Below are 18,512 nucleotides of genomic sequence, written 5' to 3'. Positions count from 1 at the left end.
GCGGAGCATAACACGCTCCCTTACTGACGTATCGATATGGTCATGGATGAATGACCAAAGTTGTATATCTGGCATTTATATTGGCATATAAACGATTGTGTCATTAACCAATTATGGACTGATCCCGGTCATAGTGCTGGCATTTTTAGCCTTTGGTCACATTCCCTGCTACTCATGACGGGGGCTAAATGAAAAGCTGGATGCCCGTGATTGGCGGGCCAACAATAATAACGAGTGTCCGCAATTCCGGCTGATTGCCGTAGCGGCAGGCACGGATAATGTCCGAAAGGAGCCCTGTCATGACCTTGCAGATCAACCTTCATCAACCGCCTTTCAGTTTTCTATCGGAAGACCAGCTGGCGTGGCTGACCCAGCGACTGGATCTGGTGTTCTTTCCAGCTGGGGCAGTGATTTTGCGCAAGGGCCAGTCGGCACCAGGGGTCTATATCATCTATAAGGGGGTGGTGGAGGAAACGGACGAAACCGGTGAGCATGTCTTTACCCAATACGGCAAGGAGGACATCTTTGATGTGCGGGCAGTGCTGGAGTCCGGCTGCAAACATCAATACCGGGCACTGGAAGAAACCCTGTGTTATTTGCTCAAGGCCAAGGATTTTATTGAGCTGTTGAATGAGTCCAGGGATCTGTCGATTTTCTTCAATACCGATCTCGGCACCCAGCAGTCGATGGTAGAACAGCAGGATCAGAGCGTATCGGAATTTATTCTGTCACGGGTTGATGACGATGTTATTCGCCCGGCGGTGTATGTATCCCCCCAGACCAATCTCAGCCGTGTGGCCTCGCTGATGTTCGAAAAAAAGCACGATGCCTTGCTGGTGCGTGATGGCGAGCGGGTCGGGATTGTTACCGGCACGGATTTGCTGAAGTCGACTCTGCTGGGTGACAAAACCAAACAGACCCGGGTGGAGGACATTGCCCAGTTCAATCTTATCCATGTGAATTACGGCGACTTCCTGTTCAACGCGCTGCTGAAAATGACCCAGCATAAAATCGAGCGTGTTGTTGTAAAACGCGACGGCGAAATTGTCGGGTTGCTGGAGCTGATGGATATGCTCAGTACCTTCTCGACTCACTCTCATATCATTGCCATGCGTATCGAACAGGCCAAGAGCCTGAAAGATCTGGTATCGGCATCGCGTCGTCTGGAAAACCTGGTGGCTACCATGAACAACCAGGGTGTGAAGATGATTGCCCTGCAGGAGCTGATTACCACTCTTAACCGCCGTCTGATTCACCGTGCGTTTGAACTGATTTTCCCGGAACGTCTACGCCGCGCGGTGTGTATTCTGGTGTTGGGCAGTGAAGGGCGAGGGGAGCAGATCCTCAAGACGGATCAGGACAACGCCATCATTCTGGAAAACGAGCACGATCGCGAAGCCGTATTGCCGTTGTTGCAGCAGTTGCACCAGGCCTTGCTCGATTTTGGTTATCCCCCTTGTCCGGGCGGGGTAATGTTTATCAACGATAGCTGGATTGACACCATCGATGGCTGGAAGGCCCGAGTACGGCGCTGGCTGGACTCCGGCAAGCCGGAAGCCATGATGAATATGGCCATTTTTATGGATGCCGAACCCGTGTGTGGTAGTCCACACCTGTTTCATCCGATCAAGGCCAGCTGGCAGCTGGAATCCCTGCGCGCCAGTATTGTGTCGGCACGTTTTGCCAAACCGGCGCTGCAGTTTGAAACGCCACTGACCATCCTCGGTAATATCCGCGAGGATCACGGCAAGCTGGATATCAAGAAGGGTGGCATTTTTCCGCTGGTGCACGGTGTGCGAGCACTTGCATTTGAACAGGCGATTGATGACTGCAACACTCTCGAACGTATCGACCGTCTGCAGGAAAAAGGGCTGGTGGATGCCGAAACCGCTCAGGGTCTGAAGGACGCGCTGATCTTTTTCTGGCGGATTCGTCTGCGCCAGCAGCTGGAGCGCGGCGGTGATAATCCCGGGTTAAGCCAGCAGCTGGATGTCAAACTGCTGCGCAGTGTGGACCGCAACATGCTGCGCCACGCCTTGCATCGGGTTAAGAAGTTCAAACAAACCCTGGTCAGTCATTTCCGTCTGGAGAATTTCTGATGTTGCCACACTGGTTACGCAAACATATTCCCGGACAACTGCCCCCCGAAGGCCGCTGGCGCCATATGGCTGAACCCTACGAAGGGGACGAAATCGTCGTGCTGGACTGTGAAACCAGTATCTTCGACAAGAAAAAAGGTGAGTTACTGAGTGTGGCCGCGGTGCGGGTGCGGGGGAACGAAATCCTGTTGGCAGATGCTCTGGATCTGACCATTCGTTCCGATGCAGTGACTGACCCGAATGCGGTTCGTGTGCATTATTTGCGGCGTGAAGACCGGTTGAATGGGGTGTCGTTGGCGGAAGCAATCGAGAAGCTGCTGGATTTTATCGGCAACCGCCCAATATGTGGCTTTTATATCGAATACGATCGCGCCATTCTGAATCGCTACATCCGTCAGCTGCACAACTTCCAGTTACCTAATCAGTTTATTGAAGTATCGGAAATTTATGTGCGCAAGAAGCGTAGGTTGTATCCGGATTTGCCGTTAAAGCTGACCTTTGAAGCGTTGGCGACCGATCTGAATGTACCCATTATCGAGCGTCATACCGCGATTGGTGATGTGATTTCGACGGCACTGATGCATATCAAACTGACCCGCTTCTGATCGGTCCGCATTGTTACCCTGAAACCCCTGTCGCTTTAGCAGTGACGGGGGTTTTTATTATCGGTGTGTGGTTGCTGTTTAAATTTCAGGCATAAAAAAACGGCCAGGAAATCCTGGCCGTCTGTGTGCGCTACTACTTTATATTGTGGATATCAGTGAGACTGGGCTGCACCGGCACCTTTTGGAACGCGGATATCTTCAACCATGTGACGGATATGCTCCGGTACTGGTTTGGTCATACCAGTGACGATATTGGCAGTCACGAAGTTCAGCAGGGCGCCCAGAGCACCGAAGGCTTCTGGGGAGATACCCAGGAACCAGTTGTCTGGAGTGTTGGCCAGCATTTCGGTACCAGGAATGAACAGCCAGCCTTTGTAGGTGAAGATGTACACCAGAGTGGACACCAGACCAACCAGCATACCGGCTACCGCACCGTGGTTGTTAATGCGGGTAGAGAAGATACCCATCATCAGAACCGGGAAGATAGACGCAGCTGCCAGACCGAACGCCAGAGCTACTACCTGAGCAGCAAAGCCTGGTGGGTTCAGACCCAGGTAACCGGCTACCAGGATTGCACCCGCCATGGAGATACGAGCGGCATTCAGTTCGGCTTTCTCACTGATGTCTGGCATGAAGGTGCTCTTCAGCAGGTCGTGAGAGATGGCAGAAGAGATCGCCAGCAGCAGACCAGCAGCGGTAGACAGTGCAGCAGCCAGGCCGCCTGCAGCCACCAGGGCAATTACCCAGTTAGGCAGTTGGGCGATTTCAGGGTTGGCCAGAACCATGATGTCCGGATCCACTTTCACCAGTTCGTTACCTTTCCAGCCGAACTCGGCAGCTTTGGCGTTGAAGTCAGCGTTCTTGTCGTTGTAGTACTGGATACGACCGTCACCGTTCTTGTCTTCAAAAGCCAGCAGACCAGTGTTTTCCCATTTCTTGAACCAGTCAGGACGTTCAGCGTAAGCGAGGTTGCCTTCGGCAGAACCAACAGGGCCAGTCTGTACCGTGTTGGTCAGGTTCAGACGAGCCATGGAACCTACTGCTGGAGCAGTGGTGTACAGGATCGCGATGAACAGCAGTGCCCAACCGGCAGAGGTACGAGCGTCCGCTACTTTTGGTACGGTGAAGAAGCGGATGATTACGTGTGGCAGACCGGCAGTACCAAACATCAGCGACAGGGTGTACATCAGGATGTTGAAGGTATTGCCTTTCTGGGCGGTGTATTCAGCGAAGCCAAGGTCAACCAGAGTCTGGTCGAGTTTCACCATAAACGGCGTGCCGTCGGCGGTGTCACCCAGGAAGCCCAGCTGTGGAATCGGGTTACCAGTAATGTTCAGGGAAATGAAAATGGCTGGTACGGTGTAAGCGAAGATCAGTACGCAGTATTGGGCGATCTGGGTGTAGGTAACACCTTTCATACCACCGAGTACGGCGTAGAAGAATACGATACCCATACCGGCATACAGACCGGTTGCGTAGTCCACGTCGAGGAAACGGGAGAACGCAACACCGATACCTTTCATCTGGCCGATTACGTAAGTGATGGAAGCAATGATCAGACACGCAACCGCAACGATACGGGCTGTGCTGGAGTAGAAGCGGTCACCAATGAAGTCAGGCACTGTGAACTTGCCGAACTTGCGCAGGTATGGAGCCAGGCACAAGGCCAGCAGAACGTAACCACCGGTCCAACCCATCAGGAAGATAGAAGCGTCGTAACCCTGGAAGGCGATCAGGCCTGCCATGGAGATAAAGGATGCCGCAGACATCCAGTCAGCACCGGTAGCCATACCGTTGGCAACCGGGTGAACACCACCGCCTGCTGCGTAGAATTCACCGGTAGAACCCGCTCGGGCCCAAACCGCGATGCCCATATACAGGGCAAACGTCGCACCTACCACCAGGTAGGTTAAAGTTGTCAGATCCATTCCTGGTACCCCTTATTATTATTCGTCAACGCCGAACTCTTTATCGAGTTCGCGCATTTTTTTGGCGTAGAAAAACACGATCACAAGGAACGCGTAGATGGAGCCTTGCTGGGCAAACCAGAATCCCAAGCCAACACCACCAACAGGAATTGCGTCGAGCATTGGACGCAGAACAATACCGAATCCGTACGATACCAGCGCCCAGATAACCAGCAGTGTGATCATCAGGTTGATATTGCGGCTCCAGTACGCCTTTTTGTCATCTTCTGACTTGAAAGCCATAAACCCCTCCTAATTTTTATTTTTCAGGTCCTGTTAACGTAGCGGTGGTTGCTGGCAAACGACAGATAGACCTTGGTCTTAGCGTTAAAGATAACGATTGGCATATTAAAAATATTATATAAATCATGTGGTTATTTTGCTTTGATGATGCCGAGACAATAGTCTTATAGCACTGTGTTAGGATGGTCAGATGGATTTGGACTACGGTTCGCAGGAGTTACCCGGAGGGCACCTGATGAGTAATGGGACTATGTCGTGGAAGCGTTTGCTGGCTCCGGTTCGTTCCGGGGAGGCGCAAGGCAAGTTATCGCTGGACCCCGGACGCACGCCTTATCACAAGGATTATGACCGTATTGTGTTTTCATCGGCGTTTCGTCGTCTTAACCGCAAAACACAGGTTCATCCATTAACGGATAACGATCACGTGCATAGCCGTCTGACTCATAGTCTGGAAGTGGGATGTGTCGGCCGTTCATTAGGGAGTCTGGTCGGATATTCCCTGACATTGCCCGAGAATATCGATCCCGCCGATATCGGTGCGCTGGTTCAGGCGGCCTGTCTGGCGCACGATATTGGTAATCCGCCTTATGGCCATTGCGGTGAAGATGCTATCCGGGCCTGGTTTCGGGCTCCAGCGCATGCCGGTTTTCTGGAAGGGCTGTCAGATGCCGAGCGGCTTGATCTGATGACCTTTGAAGGTAATGCCCAGGGGTTTCGTCTGGTGACCCAGGTGGAGTACAACCGTTTCAACGGTGGTATGCGTCTGACCCATGCCACCCTGGGAGCGTTTCTGAAGTATCCCTGGACGTCGGCGGAAGTCAGTAACGGACGTGCTGCCAAGTTCGGCTGTTACCAGTCCGAGCTGCCGATTTTGCGTGAAGTCGCCAACTCTCTGGGATTGCTGGAGCGTGGCGAGAATCGCTGGTGTCGGCACCCGCTGGTATATCTGGTCGAAGCCGCGGATGACATCTGTTATGGCCTGATCGACCTCGAAGATGGTGTGGAAATGGGACTTCTGCAGTATCAGGAGGTGGAAGACCTGTTGCGGCCGTTGCTTGAGAACCAGTGGGATCAGGTTCAGGCCGATCTTGATAACGAAGATGGGGCCCGCCGTCATCTGCAAATCCTGCGCGGTTACTGCATGGAAATTCTGGTGCAGGAAGTGGCTTCTGTATTTGTGCGTAATGAAAAGGCATTGTTGGCCGGCGCGCTGGTGGGTGGTCTGATCGACTATTGCCCTGAAGCTGTGCGAATGGTGATTCATGGTGCCAAGGAGCTGGCCCGGCAGCGTATTTTCCGGGATGGCCGCAAGTTGTCGATCGAGATTGGTTCCTACTCAACTCTGGCGATTCTGCTGGAGGCATTTCTGGGCGCTGCACGAGAATGTGCACTCGATGGCCGTTCAACATTCCGCAACCAGCGTTTGCTGGAATTGATGGGACGTTCCGCGCCGCAGCCAAACTGGCCGTTGTATCAAGCCTACATGCGTGTCATCGACTTTGTGGCTGGTATGACCGACAGTTATGCTGCCAGTCTGGCCCGCCAGTTCTCCGGTTATAACCCCGGTAGTCATTTTTGAGTGCTGCTGGATTGTGGCAGAGGTGCCACAAAATGGCGCCAGAATGCTGCATCGGAATTATTGTGAACTCCGATGGTCTATCAAGGCGCGGCCGTTAGCCTATGTTGACTCGCCTGCAACCCCCTTGGCGGGTAGAATCCTGCCTTTTACCGAATCCGGATAATCTCTTTATATATGAACATTGATTTCCCCCTTGTCCTGATGGTCGCCACTCTGGTTACCGGTCTGGTCGCGCTGGTAGACAAGCTCTGGCTGGCCCCTCGTCGTCTGGCCGCTGCCGGTTTGACTGTCAACGATGGTTCGGTTGCCGAGCCTATGCTGGTGGAGCAGAGCAAATCCTTCTTCCCGGTGCTGGCGCTGGTGTTTGTACTGCGTTCCTTTGTGGCTGAGCCTTTCCAGATTCCATCCGCTTCCATGGAGCCAGGCCTGATCGAGGGTGACTTTATTCTGGTGAACAAGTTTGCCTATGGTCTGCGTATGCCGGTATTTGGTAACACGCTGGTGCCCATCGGTACTCCGCAGCGTGGTGATGTGATGGTGTTTTTCCCGCCGAACGACGCCCGTTATTTCATCAAGCGTGTAATTGGCCTGCCGGGAGATCGGATTGAATACCATGGTGGTCGTCTTACTGTTAACGGCAAAGCCATTGAAACGACCGAGCTGGGTGGTGAGCCATCATTTGCGCCGGTCAAGTTCCTGGCGACCGAGAAACTCGACAATGCTGAAGCAACCGTCCAGTGGGTGGTGCGTAGTGATATGTTCGGTAATGTGGGTGTGAGTGCAGGTCCTGACTACAACGACGTTGTGCCAGAAGGGCATTACTTCATGATGGGTGATAACCGCGGTAACAGCAGCGACAGCCGTGTCTGGGGTTTTGTGCCAGAAAAGAACATTGTGGGTAAGGCTGTTGCAGTGTGGATGCACTGGAAAGGCTGGAATTCTGTGCCTTCGCTGGATCGTAACCACTGGATCAAATAATCCCCGAGCCGGGACTTGTGCCCGGCGACTCCTGTAGTGGCATAACGAGTGGCATAACAGCCATTTCGGTCTAGTCTGTAAATCATGACTGATTACCGCCGAGAACCGAAATGGCCCGTCCCTGTAAGGTCTGCCGCTGGTCACGCTGGATGATGACTGCCGTCACTCTGTCGCTCATGGCTACCATACTTTTGATGAATCTGTGATCTGCTACCCAGGTACATAACGATTTTTGATGCTTTGGTCGCAGCAGTTTTCATGTTTTCGGGACTGGAAGTTTTCGCTGGTGGGAATACAATTCGCTGCCTCTTTGTTGTGTGGTGCGTCTGAGTATGAAGATTACCCGACAGCTCCAGGGATTTGCGTTGCATATCGCTGATCGCCTGATTCCGGTAAAGCCGGTAGTTCGTCCAATCCAGGAGTTGAATACTCTGGAGCGCGAGTCCAGGCGCATGCATCTGTATCTTGCCACTAATTGCCCCTCTTCTATTTCGATCAAACGCCACTGCAAGCGTTTGGGTTTGCGAGTGGTTGAAAAAGACGTCCGTCGAGTTGATGCTTTTCTGAACGAGCTGGTTCATGGTGGTGGTGCACCACGAGTTCCTTGTCTGCGTGTCGACGGCGACAAAACCAGTGACTGGCTCTACAGTCCTGAAGCCATTCTTGAGTACCTCGAACGTCGTTTCTGATTTCTTATATCGCCTGTTATTTGACGCTCTGTAGTTGTTTGTAATCTGTCAGTGACATTGCTCGCTGATTGGTAGCGTCTTGTTGCAACGCCCTCTGGCGTGTGGGCTGCCAGCTAATCTTCAAGCAGGATTCTCTCCGAGCTTGTTGCTGGTATGCCTGTCATCCTTGTTCGCCTTTTTACTGTTTGTATGGCCGTGGTGGTGCTGGCACCCGGGACCAGTTTTGCTCTTGAAGAAGCGGGCCGTCGTGAGTACCGCTATGGGGGAGGGCCGTTTGAACAACCCTTGCTGGTAGTACGGGTTGGTTTCGGCGATATTCTGCCAGCTTATTCTGACGCCGAGGTTGGCGATCTTTTTTTTGGCTCTGGCAATAGCGTCAGAGATTTCTATCTGAACAGTTCTGAACAGAACTTCCGGATTACCCCTGCCGATGGCATCGCCGATGGCGGCATTGTTGATATTGTCCTGCCTTATCCTCACCCTGACTTTGGTCGTTCCGCAGGTTCCGGTAACAGCCGTAATCTGATGGTAGACGTACTGGGCGCTCTGGATGAAGCCGGCTATGGCGAAGCCTTTGGTCAGTACGATCGTAATCATGATGGGTGGCTGGACGGCAACGAGCTGGCGCTGGTGGTATTTTTGGCCGGTTATGAACAGGCGGTTGCTGGCGGTCTGTCACCCCATCCGAATATATGGGCGCATCAGGGCCTGCTCGCCAGTGGTACTGTCGGTGCCATTCACATGACGACCTACGTGATGGCAGGGGAGTTACACAACGACCACTTGGCCACCATCGGTTTGTTATGCCACGAACTGGGGCATCTGCTGCTGGGATTGCCAGACCTGATTCCTGAATACGGTATTGCTGAAGGCGTTGGTCGTCGTGGTCTTATGGCGTTGGGGGGCTGGAACGGCAGCAGTGCCGGTGAAACACCGTCGGCGTTGTTGGGGTGGAGCCGGGAGGTGACTTCGATACCGGCCGCTCCGGGTGTGCGCCGGATTGATCTGGACCCTTACCGTCATGGGCGGTATCTGTTGCTCGAAAGCCGTCCTCATCCGGTGACAGGCTTGCCGGAAGCGGTTCTGCTGGATGTGAATGGCAGCGCGGGATTGAGCCGCTTTGACAATGTGATCCTTCCTCTGGATAACAGCAATCCGATTATTACACTCACCTCAGGAACGGCTGTGACATCGTTGGCGTCGGTAAGCAGTAACGACAATAGCCAGACGTTGGCCACTCTGAACTGGAGCGGAGAGGTGTTGACGTCTTTTGAGGAGTCTTCTGTGGTGGGCGGATTTGTCGGGGATGGCAATATTCCCGCCGATTCTGGCTGGATTCCCCGTTTCTCGGGTGAGCAGTGGCTGCAGATAGTGGAGCTGGATGTTAGTAATCGCTGGCAGTGGCTGGATGGCATCGATCTGCTGGTGATTGAAGAGGGCAGTATTGATGTTGAACTACGCGATCCGGATAGCGGGGTGTTATTGGCACACGCTACGGTCAGTCAGGCCGCCCCTGGTTGGAAACGCATGTTGTTTGACTACCCTGTCGAGGTGCCGATTGCTAGCGCAGTGGCAGTGATTGTTTCAAGTCAGGAGGGCAGTGCGGTTCTTGGCTCGCGTTTGGCCGATGGTTTTGCTGACAATAATTGGCGCGGAGAAGGAGATGCCTGGCTGACTGCTGATCGCCATCTGATGATGGCCTTGCTGGTGCGTGCCACAATTTCCACTCCGATTGCAGCACCGGACGCTGAGCCAATCGTGGATTCGGTGACGACGGATGTCAGCGCTGCACCGGCCTCCGGGAGTTCTTCCGGTAATTCGGGGGGCGAATCTGGAGGCTCTGGTGGTGGAAGCGGTGGCGGTTTTCTTGAGCCCTGGTGGCTGGTGCCCGGATTCTGGATGTGGCGTCGTCTCCGTAAAGCGGAACATCAGGGACGTGCTGGAAGAAGAGCCATTTGATGCCTTCGGCATTGGATTTGCGTTTGCATGATTATCGGCTTGAGTTCGGTGCTTTTGCCCTGATGCTGCTATTGCTGATTCCGGGCCTGGGAGAATGGCTGGAGTTTAATCGTCAGGCGATTGATCAGGGCCAGATATGGCGTTTGTTCAGTGGCCATTTTGTTCATCTGTCGTTAACCCATGTACTGGGAAATGCCGCCGGGCTGGCGTTTCTCGGTTTTATCATTCGCCATGACCTTTCCGAGAAACTGCTGGTATGGCTGTTCGCCTGGTGTGCTTTGGGTGTTGGTGGTGGGTTGTACTGGTTTGCACCGGATCTGCAGCGGTATGTTGGCCTTTCTGGTGTGTTACACGGAATGTTGCTGGTGGTGCCATTCCTGATGCCCTTGTATCGCGGCTGGCCTGCGTGGCTGTTGTTGCTGGTGATTGTTGGCAAGGTGTTGTGGGAGCAAACCCCGTTTTATAACGATCAGGCGCTGATGGATGTGATCGGCGGTCGGGTTGAAACCAGAGCGCATCTGTTCGGCGTAATTGCCGGTGGTATCTGGCTGATGGCTATGGCACTGTTCGGGAAATTACCCAGAAACTGATGTCAGGGATTTTCGACCATGAGCCACGTAAAACGCGGTCCTTTCACCATAACTTCCTCAGAAGAAATCTATACCAATCCCTGGATTCGTGTGAATGAATTCCAGGTACTCAAGCCGAATGGTTTGCCGGGTATCTACGGTGTGGTGTCCTTCCAGAATCGTGCTATTGCCGTGTTGCCGCTGGCAGATAACGGTGATGTCTGGCTGATTGGCCAACATCGTTTCCCTTTTGATGAATATCATTGGGAAGTGCCAATGGGCGGTGGGCCGATGGACGAGTCTCCGGAAGAGTCGGCGCTGCGAGAGTTGCGTGAAGAAACCGGTTTGCTGGCTTCAGCGTTGATACCACTCGGACGTTTCTGTGTCAGTAACTGCATTACCGATGAACAGGCTTTTGTGTTTTTGGCAACTGGGTTGACGGAAGGTGAAACCGAGTTTGATGACACCGAAGTTCTGGAAATCCGTCGCTTACCATTTCAGGAAGCGTTTGATATGACCATGGATGGACGTATTACCGACCTGGTATCGGTTGCTACCATTCAGCGTGTGCGGTTGATGGGACTGGCATGAGCGTAACGCTCAGGCTTATTCGGTCTCGGACTGGAAGCAGGATTGGTCGCGGTAACGCGCCGGGCTGATGTTTTCGGAGCGGGTAAAAATCCGGTCCAGAGCCCGGCGACCTGACAGGCCCAGACGCTGGGCTATCTCATCGATACCCAGGCGAGTATTCATCAACAGATCACGAGCCATATGGATGCGCGCTTCGGTAATCAACTGCTTTAGCGATGTATTGTCTTTCTGCAGATAACGATTGAGCGTTCTTGGGCTGATATGAAAGTGTTCAGCGACTTCCTTCTGGTCGGCTGACAGTGCCAGAACTCCGGTGGAAAATGCACTGGCGATGTGATCTGCGAGGGCTCCGCTGCGTACCAGTTTGCGGAAATGGGTTTCCACTTCCCTACGTAACAGCATGGTGATATTCGGATTAGTCTGATGCAAACCCATGTCGAGACTTTTGGGTTGGAACTCCATCACACAGTGTTCATTATCAAAACTGACTGAAGTATTCCAACGCTGTGCATATAAGCTCCCGTATGGTTGTTCTTCCCATGGTAGATACAGGTGTTCGATTTTCAGTTGTGGACCACACAGCTGGCAGAGCCAGCTCACCAGTGTGCTGAGTAGCAATTCCATGCGCCAACGATCGGTATTGCTCCTGATATTCTGGCGTAATGAAATGCGCACCCGGATCATACCCGAGCGGTGGCGCATGACCTGTACCGACATTTGCTCGGACAACAGGCCGGAGAATTTCTCCAGATAGTACAAGCCTTCGCGCAGACTGTTGCTGCACAACACCAGATGATGCAGTGCTGCACTTTGCGCCGGGTCGAAGCGGCGAGCGGCCATGACGCAAGCAGCCGGATCACTCAGTGCCATCCAGCGCTTTAACAGCTCGTCGGCTTGCTCGGCCGGCAGCAATACCGGAGCTTCACCCAGTTGGCGAGTGCTGTTGCGTATTTGCAGGCGGTTGGCATCCTCGTCCACGTGTGCCAGCGTGACCGCCAACGGTTTGATGACATGGGCTGCCAGGTACCCTTGCTCGGGGCTCATTCGTCAGACTCGTAGTTTTCGTTATCCGCCCTGTATCCGAAAGATGCAGGGATATGACGGATACCCGGATTTAATGGGTATAGAATGAATGTTGCATATGCTTATAAATTATAATGAGGTGCTTATCAACTTGTGCTTTGGGGCTGACGAGCGGTATTTCAGCAACTGGCCGGATAGTGATCACCTTAAAAAGACAATCTCATGTGACTGGCTGGTTCGGTCAACTGTTCCGAACGTATATGAAGGCATCGCCTGCGAATGTGCCAGCTGTTGAAAAACTTGTCTGCAGATAGGTCAGTTAATGAGATTATTTCAGGCGCATGACGATATATTCAGGAGAAGGTAATGCTGGAGTTAACCCTGCTCGGTACCGAGGGGTGTCATTTGTGTGAACTGGCTCAGCAGGTGCTGATCCAGTGTTCGGTTTACCGAACTGACCTGTCGGTTTATCTTGAAGATATTGGTGAAAGTGAGGTCGATATTGAACGTTATGGCGTTCGAATTCCGGTGTTACGGCATGATCAGTCCGGTGCAGAGCTGGATTGGCCGTTTGATGTATCGACTTGCCTGGAATGGCTGCAAGCCGTGGCGCCGGTAAATCCCTGATATTCTTCTGTGTATGCCAATGCGTGGATAATCTGGCGAATATATCCCAATAAAAAACCCGGCATCAGCCGGGTTTTTTAAGCGTTTCAAGCTGAAAACGTATCAGTTGGAAGCTTCCACGATACGTTTCATGTCTTGCATGTAACCACGCAGTTCCTGACCAACCCACTCAACAGGGTGGTTGCGGATGGCGTCGTTCACTTCGATCAGACGCTTGTTGTCCACAGAGTTGGACTTCACGTTCAGACCTTTACCGATCACGTCAGTGCTGATGTGTGGCATGAACTTCTCGCGCAGCAGTGGAACTGCAGCGTGGGAGAACAGGTAGTTGCCGTATTCAGCGGTGTCGGAGATCACAACGTTCATCTCGTACAGTTTGCGACGAGCGATGGTGTTGGCGATCAGTGGGGTTTCGTGCAGAGACTCGTAGTAAGCAGACTCTTCAACGATGCCAGACTCAACCATGGTTTCGAAAGCCAGTTCTACACCCGCTTTAACCATGGCAACCAGCATGATGCCCTTATCGAAGTATTCCTGTTCGTCGATCACAACGTCAGAAGCTGGTGCTTTTTCGAAACCGGTTTCAGCGGTTTCTTCACGCCATTTCAGCAGGTTGGCATCGCCAGCAGCCCAGTCTTCCATCATGGTGCTGGAGAAGTGACCAGTCATGATGTCGTCCTGGTGTTTGCGGAACAGTGGACGCATCAGTTCTTTCAGGTCTTCAGCCATATCGAAAGCTTCGATTTTGGCAGGGTTGCTCAGACGGTCCATCATGTTGGTGATGCCGCCGTATTTCAGAGCTTCGGTAACGGTTTCCCAGCCGAACTGGATCAGTTTGGCGGCGTAACCTTCGTCGATACCGTCTTCAACCATCTTTTCAAAGCCCAGGATGGCGCCAGTCTGCAGCATGCCGCACAGAATGGTCTGTTCGCCCATCAGGTCGGACTTCACTTCAGCAACGAAAGAAGATTCCAGAACGCCCGCGCGGTGACCGCCAGTACCGGCAGCCCATGCTTTGGCGATTTCGATACCGTCGCCATTTGGATCGTTTTCAGGGTGAACAGCGATCAGGGTAGGAACGCCGAAACCACGCTTGTATTCTTCACGTACTTCAGAACCTGGGCTCTTTGGAGCAACCATTACTACGGTCAGGTCCTTACGAACCTGCATACCTTCTTCAACGATGTTGAAGCCGTGGGAGTAACCCAGCGCAGCGCCTTGCTTCATCAGAGGCATAACGGCGCCAACAACAGCAGAGTGTTGCTTGTCAGGAGTCAGGTTGATCAGCAGGTCAGCCTGTGGAATCAGTTCTTCGTAGGTGCCAACAGGGAAACCGTTAGAAGTAGCGTTTTTCCAGGACTGACGCTTTTCAGCAATCGCTTCTGCACGCAGGGTGTAGGAAACGTCCAGACCAGAATCGCGCATGTTCAGACCCTGGTTCAGACCCTGGGCGCCACAGCCGATGATGACGATCTTCTTGCCTTTCAGATAATCGCACTCGGAAGCGAATTCGCTGCGATCCATGAAGCGGCAACGGCCCAGCTGATCCAGCTTTTCACGCAGGTTCAGCGTGTTGAAGTAATTGGCACCCATCTTCTTTTCCTCATTCTGGTGTGGATGGAGTAAAAAACCACCGCATGGTATGGCAACTTTGCTGTTGCGTAAAATGCAATATTTGCGCGGTGGCGTTGCATTTGCTGCAATAGCACTGCAGCGTTACAACGTGAATTCTGGTGTCGGAGTAAAAAGTCTTGGAATACAGAGACTTGCAAGCATTCCTCACGCTTTGCTCAACCCTTCATCTGGGAAGGGCAGCGGAGCAGTTACATATGAGCCCTTCGACCCTGAGCCGACGACTGGCGCGTATGGAAGAGGAAGCGGGGACGGTTCTGGTGAATCGTGACAGTACCCCGCTGGTTCTGACCTCTGCCGGTGAGCGTTTTCGTCGGCACGCAGAACAGACACTGGTGTCGTGGGATACGTTCCGTAATGAGGTGAATACCCGTGTCAGTGATTTGCATGGAAGTCTGTCCCTGTATTGTTCGGTGACGGCCAGTATCAGCATCCTGCCGGACCTTCTTACTCGTTTTCGTGAGCGTTATCCGTTAGTGGATTTGCGTATCCAGACCGGTGATGCCGCCGAGTCGATCCCCAAGGTGCTGAGCGCTGATGCTGACATTGTGGTGGCTGCACGGCCAGAGCAGCTGGAGGCAGGGTTAACGTTTCGGGCGCTGACGTCGAGTCCATTACTCTTTATTGCTCCGCGGAATATGGCGTCGGTTCCGCAACTGGATCGGGTCAATCCCGACTGGAGTAGGGTGCCTATGGTGTTGTCTGCCAGTGGCCTTGCTCGTCTGCGCGTGAATCAGTGGTTCAGTGCCAAGGGCTTGATCCCTCATATAGATGCTGAAGTGGCGGGGAATGAAGCCATCGTCAGTATGGTGGCTCTGGGGGTGGGGGTTGGTGTCGTGCCTGAGCTGGTTTTACGTAATAGTCCGGTATCTGGCCGTGTGCGTGTCCTGTCGGTTCAGCCAGAGCTGGAACCGTTTCTGATTGGTGTCTGTGCCCAGAGCTCAAGACTGGAGGAACCTCTGATTCAGGCGTTATGGAAGACAGCCATCGCCGGATGACGCATAATGCGGGCCTTGTGCCAATATCGGGATATTTCGGCTAATGATGACAGATGATCAAACCCCTGATGCTTGCAAGACTGCTGAAGCTGCTCCGGTTCGTGCCAGTCGACGGGGGATTTACCTGCTTCCTAATCTGTTTACCACCGCAGCGCTGTTCTCTGGTTTCTACGCCATTATCAGCGCCATGAACGGTTTCTTCGACAAGGCGGCGATTGCGATTTTTATCGCCATGGTTCTGGATGGTCTGGATGGGCGTGTGGCTCGTATGACCAATACCCAGAGTGCCTTTGGTGCGGAGTACGACAGCCTCTCTGACATGGTGTCCTTTGGTATGGCACCGGCTCTGGTGGCATTTACCTGGTCACTGCAGGATCTCGGCAAGCTGGGCTGGATGGCTGCATTTGTGTATGCCGCTGCTGCTGCACTGCGTCTTGCGCGTTTTAACACCCAGCTGGCTGTTGCCGACAAGAACTTCTTTACCGGTTTGGCCAGCCCATCTGCTGCTGCTCTGGTGGCGGGGACTGTATGGGCTTTCAGTGAGATGGGTGTAAGTGGCGAAGACGTTCGCTGGTTGATGGCGTTCCTGGTACCTGTCGCGGGTCTGCTGATGGTTAGCAATCTCAAGTATCACAGCTTCAAAGGGCTCGATCTGCGTGGCAAGGTGCCGTTTGTCGCACTGCTGGTGATCGTGCTAGTGTTTGTTGTGGTATTCCTCGACCCTGCCAAGGTGCTGCTGTCCATTTTCTTCGGATATGCACTGTCTGGCCCTGCGCTCTACATTTCGCGCCGTATGCGCAAATCCCGTCGTCAGGCTTGATGACGGGGTGAACCTCGCGGACGGTAGTGGTCTATATCCTTCCTGACCCGATCGTGCTGGAGAAATCGTATGCTGATTCGCACACGTAAACGATCCGATGTACTGCCGTCCGAGATCACCCCGCAAGGGGCATATCTGAATCGTCGCCAATTTATGGCGGAAGCCGGTGCACTGGCATTGGCTGCTCTTGCTCCTTCCTCTGCGTTTGCTCTGCAGCGCCCTCGTACTCCACCGGAAGTGTCTGCTGGACCAATATGGTTACAACAGCAAATTCTCAAGGCTCATGACAGCCAGTACGGCAAGACCGACAAGCCGGCTCCATGGGGTGCTATCACCGGTTACAACAATTTCTACGAGTTTGGCTACGACAAGACGGATCCGGCAGCCAACGCGCATACCCTCAAGACCGACCCGTGGTCGGTGACAATTGGTGGTTTGTGTGAAAAACCTGGAACCAGAACCCTCGAAGATATTCTGGCTGGTGTAGAGCTCGAGGAGCGTATCTATCGCCTGCGCTGTGTCGAAGCCTGGTCCATGGTGATTCCTTGGATCGGTTTTCCGTTGGCTGATCTGATCCGTCAGGCGCGTCCGTTGTCGTCAGCCCGATATGTCAGCTTCCGTACACTCGAAGATTCGACACAAATGCCGGGTCAGAAGAGCCGTTTTTCAACCATCGAGTGGCCATATCGTGAAGGCCTGCGCATGGATGAAGCGACACACCCGTTAACCATTCTGGCTGTGGGCCTGTATGGCGAGGTGTTACCCAATCAGAATGGTGCGCCATTACGTCTGGTTGTGCCGTGGAAATACGGTTTCAAAAGCATCAAATCGATTGTCGGGATCGACTTCATTGAAGAGATGCCAATGACCACCTGGAACCAGACCGATCCTCGTGAATACGGCTTTTATGCGAACGTGAACCCGGCAGTTGATCATCCACGCTGGAGCCAGGCTTCAGAACGCCGTTTACCGGCAGGACTGTTTTCAGACAGCCGCATTCCGACGCTGCCATTTAACGGTTACGGCGAGGAAGTTGCGTCGTTATACACAGGAATGGATCTGACCCGACTGTATTAACCGGGTTATTCATCGCTATTGGCAGGATCTCCTCATGCGTGCGATAGGTGCAGGTGTTATTGCTTGGTTACTGGGACTGATTCCTCTTGGTTGGCTGCTGGTTCAGATCTGGCAGCTTCAGAGTGGTGATTGGGAAATTCTCGGGCCTGAACCCGGCAAGGCGATTGTGCACTTCACTGGTGAATGGGGGCTGTACTGTCTTATCGCGTCTTTGACGGCCACGACGCTATGGCGTCGTGGCCGTCAAAGACTGCTTCTGCAGCATCGACGTACGCTCGGGCTTTTGTGTTTTCTCTATACAACCTTGCATCTGCTCGCGTATTGCGCATTTTTGCTGGAATGGCAGTGGCAGGACGTTGCATCTGAAATCATCAAGCGTCCGTATCTGCTTCTCGGTGCCTTTGGCTGGTTGTTGCTGATTCCGTTGGCCGTTACCTCGACCCGTAACTGGCAACGCCGTCTTGCTTCGCGTTGGAAAAAGCTGCACCGGTTGGTGTATGTCGTTGCGGTTCTGGTAGCGATTCATTATTTACTGCAAATCCGCGCCAACTGGCTGGAACCGGTACTGTTCTCGTCTATGCTGTTTATTCTTCTTTTTGAGCGTTTTTTGGTCACTCAGATACGACCAAAGTCGTTTTGAAATAATTTTGCAAAATACGGTTGACCCTGCCGAAAATCCCGGTATAGTTCGCCGCCTCGATTGAGCAAGTCTGCAAGGCGAAGCTCGATCAGTCTTCTAAGTGGTTGATTTTAAAAATAAATTTTAAAATAACGCTTGACAATGAAGAATGATGCTGTAGAATGCATTGCGCTGAAATGAACGACGAAGTCGACATTCAGAAGTTCTTTAACAATCTGCATAAGTAATTCGTGTGGGTGCTTACCGGGATGATCTGGCGTCATAAGATTATCAGGTAAGACTCTGTCGATGATTCATTTATTGTCAGTTTTTTCCTGAGCAAGATTTAGAGTGAATTCTTTCACTCGAAACACTTTGAACTGAAGAGTTTGATCATGGCTCAGATTGAACGCTGGCGGCAGGCTTAACACATGCAA

Annotated in this window: 17 protein-coding genes; 13 read left to right on the top strand and 4 right to left on the bottom strand. The window is 52.9% G+C overall.

The features are described from left to right. Positions 1 to 299: 299 nt before the first annotated feature. Both OUO13_RS00870 and OUO13_RS00865 read left to right on the top strand, forming a co-directional pair. The gene (locus tag OUO13_RS00870; protein ID WP_283171957.1) at positions 300 to 2,099 is read left to right on the top strand and encodes a DUF294 nucleotidyltransferase-like domain-containing protein; all 1,800 of its coding nucleotides are present in this window, start codon (positions 300 to 302) and stop codon (positions 2,097 to 2,099) included. Further along, entirely contained in the window at positions 2,099 to 2,704 is a 606-nt protein-coding gene (locus tag OUO13_RS00865) for a 3'-5' exonuclease (protein WP_283171956.1), read from the top strand. The genes OUO13_RS00870 and OUO13_RS00865 overlap by 1 nt, the downstream gene beginning before the upstream one ends. A gap of 152 nt (positions 2,705 to 2,856) precedes the next feature. On the opposite strand, the gene OUO13_RS00860 is transcribed toward OUO13_RS00865, so the two are convergent. Together OUO13_RS00860 and OUO13_RS00855 are read right to left on the bottom strand one after the other, a co-directional pair. Next, positions 2,857 to 4,632, bottom strand: a complete 1,776-nt coding sequence (locus OUO13_RS00860; protein ID WP_283171955.1) for a sodium:solute symporter family protein — start codon at positions 4,630 to 4,632, stop codon at positions 2,857 to 2,859. 18 nt (positions 4,633 to 4,650) lie between these two features. Next, on the bottom strand, positions 4,651 to 4,914 hold the full coding sequence (locus tag OUO13_RS00855) for a DUF4212 domain-containing protein (RefSeq protein ID WP_283171954.1): 264 nt from the start codon (positions 4,912 to 4,914) through the stop codon (positions 4,651 to 4,653). A 235-nt stretch (positions 4,915 to 5,149) separates the two neighbouring features. Here OUO13_RS00855 and OUO13_RS00850 point away from each other — a divergent pair, with 235 nt between their 5' ends. The 6 genes from OUO13_RS00850 (at position 5,150) to OUO13_RS00825 (ending at position 11,279) form a co-directional block, all read left to right on the top strand. Next, the gene (locus tag OUO13_RS00850) at positions 5,150 to 6,493 is read left to right on the top strand and encodes a deoxyguanosinetriphosphate triphosphohydrolase (protein WP_283171953.1); all 1,344 of its coding nucleotides are present in this window, start codon (positions 5,150 to 5,152) and stop codon (positions 6,491 to 6,493) included. A gap of 180 nt (positions 6,494 to 6,673) precedes the next feature. Further along, positions 6,674 to 7,471 carry a signal peptidase I gene (gene lepB, locus OUO13_RS00845; protein ID WP_283171997.1) on the top strand — a complete coding sequence of 266 codons (798 nt, stop codon included), beginning with the start codon at positions 6,674 to 6,676 and terminating at the stop codon, positions 7,469 to 7,471. A 332-nt stretch (positions 7,472 to 7,803) separates the two neighbouring features. Continuing rightward, a complete protein-coding gene (locus tag OUO13_RS00840; RefSeq protein ID WP_283171952.1) occupies positions 7,804 to 8,160 on the top strand; it encodes a glutaredoxin family protein in 357 nt (118 codons plus the stop codon). A 153-nt stretch (positions 8,161 to 8,313) separates the two neighbouring features. Next, positions 8,314 to 10,119: an immune inhibitor A domain-containing protein gene (locus tag OUO13_RS00835; protein ID WP_283171951.1), complete on the top strand. Its 1,806-nt coding sequence runs from the start codon at positions 8,314 to 8,316 to the stop codon at positions 10,117 to 10,119. Then, on the top strand, positions 10,119 to 10,709 hold the full coding sequence (rrtA, locus tag OUO13_RS00830) for a rhombosortase (protein ID WP_283171950.1): 591 nt from the start codon (positions 10,119 to 10,121) through the stop codon (positions 10,707 to 10,709). Before OUO13_RS00835 ends, rrtA begins: the two co-directional genes overlap by 1 nt. Positions 10,710 to 10,727: 18 nt before the next feature. Beyond that, on the top strand, positions 10,728 to 11,279 hold the full coding sequence (locus OUO13_RS00825) for an NUDIX domain-containing protein (RefSeq protein WP_283171949.1): 552 nt from the start codon (positions 10,728 to 10,730) through the stop codon (positions 11,277 to 11,279). A gap of 15 nt (positions 11,280 to 11,294) precedes the next feature. On the opposite strand, the gene OUO13_RS00820 is transcribed toward OUO13_RS00825, so the two are convergent. Then, positions 11,295 to 12,323: a helix-turn-helix transcriptional regulator gene (locus OUO13_RS00820; protein WP_283171948.1), complete on the bottom strand. Its 1,029-nt coding sequence runs from the start codon at positions 12,321 to 12,323 to the stop codon at positions 11,295 to 11,297. Between the two features lie 345 nt (positions 12,324 to 12,668). Here OUO13_RS00820 and OUO13_RS00815 point away from each other — a divergent pair, with 345 nt between their 5' ends. Beyond that, complete coding sequence (locus tag OUO13_RS00815) at positions 12,669 to 12,929, top strand: glutaredoxin family protein (protein WP_283171947.1); 261 nt, start codon at positions 12,669 to 12,671, stop codon at positions 12,927 to 12,929. 102 nt (positions 12,930 to 13,031) lie between these two features. On the opposite strand, the gene ilvC is transcribed toward OUO13_RS00815, so the two are convergent. Next, on the bottom strand, positions 13,032 to 14,522 hold the full coding sequence (gene ilvC, locus OUO13_RS00810; protein WP_283171946.1) for a ketol-acid reductoisomerase: 1,491 nt from the start codon (positions 14,520 to 14,522) through the stop codon (positions 13,032 to 13,034). 158 nt (positions 14,523 to 14,680) lie between these two features. Here ilvC and ilvY point away from each other — a divergent pair, with 158 nt between their 5' ends. The 4 genes from ilvY to OUO13_RS00790 all read left to right on the top strand — a co-directional run bounded on the left by ilvY (position 14,681) and on the right by OUO13_RS00790 (position 18,096). Further along, complete coding sequence (gene ilvY / locus OUO13_RS00805) at positions 14,681 to 15,559, top strand: HTH-type transcriptional activator IlvY (RefSeq protein WP_283171945.1); 879 nt, start codon at positions 14,681 to 14,683, stop codon at positions 15,557 to 15,559. Between the two features lie 46 nt (positions 15,560 to 15,605). Then, the gene (gene pssA / locus OUO13_RS00800; protein WP_428982305.1) at positions 15,606 to 16,379 is read left to right on the top strand and encodes a CDP-diacylglycerol--serine O-phosphatidyltransferase; all 774 of its coding nucleotides are present in this window, start codon (positions 15,606 to 15,608) and stop codon (positions 16,377 to 16,379) included. A 69-nt stretch (positions 16,380 to 16,448) separates the two neighbouring features. Further along, the gene (msrP, locus tag OUO13_RS00795; protein ID WP_283171943.1) at positions 16,449 to 17,456 is read left to right on the top strand and encodes a protein-methionine-sulfoxide reductase catalytic subunit MsrP; all 1,008 of its coding nucleotides are present in this window, start codon (positions 16,449 to 16,451) and stop codon (positions 17,454 to 17,456) included. A gap of 34 nt (positions 17,457 to 17,490) precedes the next feature. Then, the gene (locus OUO13_RS00790) at positions 17,491 to 18,096 is read left to right on the top strand and encodes a protein-methionine-sulfoxide reductase heme-binding subunit MsrQ (RefSeq protein WP_283171942.1); all 606 of its coding nucleotides are present in this window, start codon (positions 17,491 to 17,493) and stop codon (positions 18,094 to 18,096) included. The last annotated feature ends 416 nt before the right edge of the window (positions 18,097 to 18,512 follow it).

It is taken from the genome of Parathalassolituus penaei (assembly GCF_026626885.1).
GTDB lineage: Bacteria > Pseudomonadota > Gammaproteobacteria > Pseudomonadales > Oceanobacteraceae > Oceanobacter > Oceanobacter penaei.
The sequence above is the reverse complement of the archived record's forward strand: the minus strand, read 5'-3'. Positions and strand labels throughout refer to the sequence as shown.